The sequence below is a fragment of the Planktotalea sp. genome, assembly GCF_049680325.1.
Lineage (GTDB): Bacteria > Pseudomonadota > Alphaproteobacteria > Rhodobacterales > Rhodobacteraceae > Planktotalea.
Genome location: NZ_JBAUHO010000200.1, coordinates 1 through 5709, shown reverse-complemented (window position 1 = coordinate 5709; position 5709 = coordinate 1). Strand labels below are relative to the sequence as shown.

The window sequence follows — 5709 nt, the reverse complement described above, 5'->3', positions numbered from 1 at the left end:
GGGTGCGCTCGCCCGTAACGACGTTCAGGCCGCAGGCAAAAAATATTCCGAGCGGTGATAACGATGAGCTTGAGTTTGCGAAACTGGGGGGCCTTATGGCTCCCCATTTTTTTGTGCGCGGATTTGCAGGATAGACGGAGCGGCATTCAGGCTTTCCATCGCAAAACCGGCAGCAATCTTGTATTTCGCCATGAATTCAGTGCGTTCGTCCTGCCCGAGCACATCATTGATGTCGTCAAACCTGCCGCCGCACCGCTCATTCACCAGATTGAGCAGGCCAAAAGGGCCAGCGCCACGGTTGCGAAGCACCAGTTCGCCAACAGGCGCGCACAGTTGAACGTCATAGGCCTGTAACGCGGCTGGTGTAACGCCATGCTCCAAGAACTTCGCTGCCAGAATGCGCCCGTCGATGATCGCCTGGCTCGCGCCATTCGATCCGGTCGGATACATCGCATGCGCCGCGTCGCCAAGCAAAGCAACAGGACCATCCACCCAGGTCGGGATCGGGTCGCGGTCTATCATCGGGTTTTCATATGCGCCGGGCGCGCCGCCCAAAAGGGCAGGGACATCCAGCCAGTCGTAGTCCCAGCCGTCAAAATAATGGGCGAATGCGTCGATGGGCACAGGTTTAAACCATCCGCCATCACGTGCGGAGGGATCATCATAAGTGATTTCGGCGATCCAGTTGATTTCGGCATAACCCTCTGCATCAACATCCGAAATCGGATAAATCACCATTCGGTGTTCATGCGTACCAAGCCCGATAAAGGATGACCCGGTCCGGATCGGCTTGGCCCGCGTCGTGCCCCGCCACATCACCGCGCCGCCCCAGTGTATGTCCGGTTGATCGGGATGCATCTGCGCACGAACAGCGGAATGAATGCCATCGGCTCCGATCATCAAGGTACCTGATAGTTCCGAACGCGCACCATCGCGCGCTTTTATCAGCGCCGTGACCCGCCCGTCGCTTTCCTTGCGATATCCCGTGACCTGCGCGTCCAGTTTGATCGCGTCCGCCCCTGCGCGCGCTTTCAGCGTTTCAAAAAGCAGCATGTGCAATTTACCGCGATGCACGGCATATTGCGGCCAGTGATAGCCCGCCAAAGTGCCGCGCGGTTCGCTATAGATGTCATTCCCATTCAGCCCGACCAGCGCCCATTCTTTGACAGGCACGCCAATCTGATCCAGCGCAGCGGCGTCTATGCCCAGCTCGAATAACTCGCGCACAGCATTGGGTTGCAGGTTAATGCCAACGCCCAACGGCTTGAGATCACGCACCGATTCCAGAACCGTGCAGCCAATGCCGACTTGGTGAAGCGTCAATGCGGCGCAAAGCCCGCCAATGCCGCCACCAGCGATGAGTATGTGTGGTTGTTCTATGGCCTTCACCCCTTGTTCACACTGCTAAAATAGCAGGGAACTTGCGGGTGTCATCCTTCTTGAACAAAGCGGAAATGACCGTCGCTGCGTACAACGCGTCCCATGCCGCCATCGGGTAAGTGAAAGCCGACAACCGCCATTTGTTCGCTCGCCAGGCGATCCAGCAACATTTTGCGCGTTGTGATGCCTGTCTCGCTGTCCTGATCCGAATTGCTGGCCCATTCAGGACGATGAAATGCCAGATGATGATTGCCGATCGCATCACCAACAATCAACGCGCTTTCACTGCCGCTGCGCACTTCAAACCCCATATGACCCGGCGTATGGCCGTAGCTCGCAACGGCTGCGATGCCTGAAAGGACCTCGTCGCCATCGTCAAAGAAATTGATCTGCTCTTCCAGTATTTCAAGACGCCGCTTTGCGCCGACTGCGAAGGTTGTGCGCCCTGCATCAATGGTGTTCACCGTCTCGGGATTCCACCAGTAATCCCACTCCGCGCGGCCCATATGGTATGACGCATCGGGAAAAACCAGTTCATCGAAATCATCCAGTAGACCCCAGATATGATCCGGGTGCGCATGTGTGAACACAACATGGGTGACATCCCCAAGGCCGACACCGACCGCATCAAGACTATCCTGAAGGGCCCCTGCACTTGGCATGAAGTCGGGGCCAGAACCAACGTCAAACAACACCGTATTCGTGCCGTCACGATAAAGCGTGACATTGCATTCAGGGGTGAATTGATCCGTGTTTAGACCGAAACCCTTAATGATATCAGTGGCTTCGCTTGGAAGATTGGCGGTGGCAAAGTCGCCAGGTAGCGTGAGATGCCCATCGCTTACCGTGCTGAGGGTGGCCGCGCCAAGCGAAAGCTCGGCCAGTGCCAGTTTAGGAGCCCCAATTAGCGCAGCGCTGGCGCTGCTTTGTGCGATGAAGTCGCGGCGAGTAATCATTGTTCGGCCCTCTATATTCATTTTCTAGAATGTGAAGGCAAAGTGTTCCCAAAGCAAGAGGTCTTAATGCGCCCCCGAAGTCTTTAGAACCTCGGCGAGCTGCGCCAGTTGCGCATTCAGCGGATTACGCTTGCGCCAGATCATCCCGATTTGACGACAGGGGCGGGGTTCTGGAAAGCGCGCCACGCTAACCTGCGCGGCGGGTGTTTCCACCCGTACCGCCATTTCCGGGATAAGTGTAACGCCGATCCCCGCGCTGACCATCTGGACCAATGTCGTCAGTGAACTGCCGTCTAATCCATCGCGCGGCACGGCTGCGCTCGCGTTGCAAAAGGCAAGGGCCTGATCGCGGAAACAATGACCTTCTTCCAGCAATAACAAGCGCATGCGTTTCAGTGCTTCACCATCTGGCACAGGCAGTCCTGCTGCTTCGGCGGGTCGCACCAACACGAAATCTTCTTTGAAAAGCGGCACTTCGACGAGGCTGGGTTCCGAAATGGGCAGGGCAAGGATCGCCGCATCAATCTTGCCCTCGGCCAGTTCATTCAAAAGCCTGGGCGTCAGCGTTTCACGCACATGTAGATCAAGCCCGGGGTTGTGGCGTGTCAGTGCCGCGATACACGCGGGCAGCAAATATGGGGCAATCGTCGGGATGATACCAAGGCGTAATCGCGTCAAGGCACGCCCTGTCGAGGCCCGTGCAACGTCGCTTAATTCATCCACGCTTTTGAGAATGTTTCGCGCGCGCGGCAATAAATCCTCGCCTGCTTGGGTCAGTCGCACTTGTCGGGCGCTACGTTCAAACAGGGTTGCACCCAAAGTGCGCTCTAGCTCTTTGATCTGCACGGAAATGGCGGGTTGAGAGATTGCGCAGACCTCGGCTGCGCGGCCAAAATGGCCTTGCCGCGCAATCGCATCGAAATACCGCAGTTGTTTCAGGGTGGGCTCATTCATAACTTATAGCTATTGATCTTATCAAAAAATGCAAATGTAAACTATTGCATCGCTCTGCTAATCTTTGCGCAGAATCAAAGAATTCAGAGCCTGCCAATGGTAAGCTCAAGCGTAAAAAAGCTCTTAGCGGCCACGCAGCAACGAGCCCTTAACCAGAACCTATGGGAGATCCGACATGGACGGAAACAATGTAAATGCAGCAGGCAAATGCCCTGTTATGCACGCAGCTTCTTCAAGCACACGCTCGAACCGTGATTGGTGGCCTGAGCAGCTTAACCTGCGCATTCTAAGCCAGAAGTCGAACAAGTCTGACCCGATGGGGGCGGATTTCGACTATGCGGAAGCGTTCAAATCGCTTGATCTGGAAGCGGTGCGCAAGGATCTTTATGCGTTGATGAACGACTCGCAAGAGTGGTGGCCAGCGGATTACGGCCACTACGGACCGTTCTTTATTCGCATGGCATGGCACAGTGCAGGCACCTATCGCACGGGCGACGGTCGCGGCGGTGCCACATCCGGTAGCCAGCGTTTTGCACCGTTGAACAGCTGGCCAGATAACGTCAGCCTCGATAAAGCGCGTCGTTTGCTGTGGCCCATCAAACAGAAATACGGCTCCAAGCTGTCTTGGGCGGATCTGATGATCCTCGCAGGCAATGCGGCGATTGAATCCATGGGGCTTGAAACATTCGGTTTCGCAGGAGGGCGCGCAGACACTTGGGAGCCTGAGCAGGATATCTATTGGGGCGAAGAAGCCGAGTGGCTTGGTGACGAGCGTTACTCGGGCGAGCGCGAGCTGGAGGATCCTTTGGCCGCCGTTCAAATGGGCCTGATCTATGTGAATCCAGAAGGTCCAAACGGAAATCCTGATCCTGTCGCCTCTGGCTTTGACATTCGCGATACCTTTGGCCGTATGGGCATGAACGACGAAGAAACCGTCGCGCTGGTTGCGGGCGGGCACACCTTTGGCAAGGCACACGGCGCAGGCAATCCTGATCTGGTTGGCCCAGAGCCTGAAGCGGCCCCTTTGCACCAGCAAGGCCTTGGCTGGGCGAATTCCTTTGAAAGCGGTGTTGGCGTTCACACCACATCCTCTGGCATTGAGGGCGCATGGACGCCCAACCCGATCCAGTGGGATATGGGCTATTTCGACGTGCTCTTCGGTTATGAATGGGAGCTGACCAAATCCCCGGCAGGCGCACAAATCTGGCACGCGATTGATCTGAAAGAAGAAAACCACGCGCCAGAAGTGGACGGCTCTGGCAAGCGCGTTCCGATCATGATGACCACCGCTGACATGGCGATGCGTATGGACCCCGCATACGAGAAAATCTCTCGCCGCTTCCATGCGAACCCAGATGAATTTGCAGATGCATTTGCACGTGCCTGGTTCAAGCTGACACACCGCGATATGGGACCAAAGTCGCTTTATCTCGGACCGCTTGTTCCTGCGGAAGATTTGATCTGGCAGGATCCGATCCCGGCTGTGGATCATCCGTTGGTCGATGCCTCCGACGTTGCGGCGTTGAAAGGCGAAATTGCGGGTGCAGGCCTCTCGGTTCAGGACATGGTTCTTGCGGCTTGGGCATCCGCGTCCACATTCCGCGGTTCTGACCGGCGCGGCGGCGCGAATGGTGCGCGTGTGCGTCTGGCACCTCAGAACGGCTGGGAAGCAAACAACCCTGCACAGCTGGCAAAAGTTCTGGGCGCGCTGGAAGGTATCCAGTCCACGTTCAATGCCAAGGGCGATAAGAAAGTCTCATTGGCTGACTTGATTGTTTTGGCGGGCTGCGTTGGCGTTGAAAAAGCGGCCAAGGATGCGGGGCACGCGATTGAGGTTCCCTTTACCGCGGGCCGCATGGATGCAAGTGCCGAGCAAACCGACATTGAAGGCATGGCGGTGCTGGAGCCACAGGCAGACGGTTTCCGCAACTACGCAAAAGCGCGATATACTGTGTCGGCTGAAGAGTTGCTGATCGACAAAGCACAGCTTTTGACGCTGACAGCGCCGGAAATGACTGTTCTGCTTGGCGGTATGCGTGCGATGGGCGCAAACTTTGACGGGTCGGATCATGGTGTGCTGACCAATCGCGCGGGCCAGTTGAGCAACGACTTCTTTGTCAACCTGCTGGATATGGGCACTGTCTGGGCACCTGTCTGTGCGGATGAAGATCTGTTTGAAGGCAAGGATCGCAAGACCGGCGCAAAGCGTTGGACGGGCACCCGCGTCGATCTGGTCTTCGGTTCCAACTCCGAGCTGCGTGCACTGGCTGAAGTCTATGCAAGCGCGGATGCGGGCGAGAAGTTTGTTGCGGACTTTGTTGCCGCTTGGAACAAAGTCATGAACGCGGACAGATTTGATATCGCGTAAGTGATGTCATGAGAAAAACACAAGGCCGGATGCCGAAAGGTGTCCGGCCTT

The 5709-nt window shown here is 56.4% G+C and carries 4 protein-coding genes; 1 reads left to right on the top strand and 3 read right to left on the bottom strand.

All coding sequences use genetic code 11. From position 1 onward, the window contains the following. Positions 1-93 precede the first annotated feature (93 nt). The 3 genes from WBC85_RS08925 to WBC85_RS08915 form a co-directional block, all read right to left on the bottom strand. On the bottom strand, positions 94-1380 hold the full coding sequence (locus tag WBC85_RS08925; RefSeq protein ID WP_424435527.1) for a flavin-dependent oxidoreductase: 1287 nt from the start codon (positions 1378-1380) through the stop codon (positions 94-96). Between the two features lie 50 nt (positions 1381-1430). Next, the gene (locus WBC85_RS08920; RefSeq protein ID WP_424435524.1) at positions 1431-2336 is read right to left on the bottom strand and encodes an MBL fold metallo-hydrolase; all 906 of its coding nucleotides are present in this window, start codon (positions 2334-2336) and stop codon (positions 1431-1433) included. A gap of 63 nt (positions 2337-2399) precedes the next feature. Further along, positions 2400-3290 carry a LysR substrate-binding domain-containing protein gene (locus WBC85_RS08915; protein WP_424435521.1) on the bottom strand — a complete coding sequence of 297 codons (891 nt, stop codon included), beginning with the start codon at positions 3288-3290 and terminating at the stop codon, positions 2400-2402. 175 nt (positions 3291-3465) lie between these two features. Here WBC85_RS08915 and katG point away from each other — a divergent pair, with 175 nt between their 5' ends. Further along, the gene (gene katG, locus WBC85_RS08910; protein ID WP_424435518.1) at positions 3466-5658 is read left to right on the top strand and encodes a catalase/peroxidase HPI; all 2193 of its coding nucleotides are present in this window, start codon (positions 3466-3468) and stop codon (positions 5656-5658) included. Positions 5659-5709: the final 51 nt, after the last annotated feature.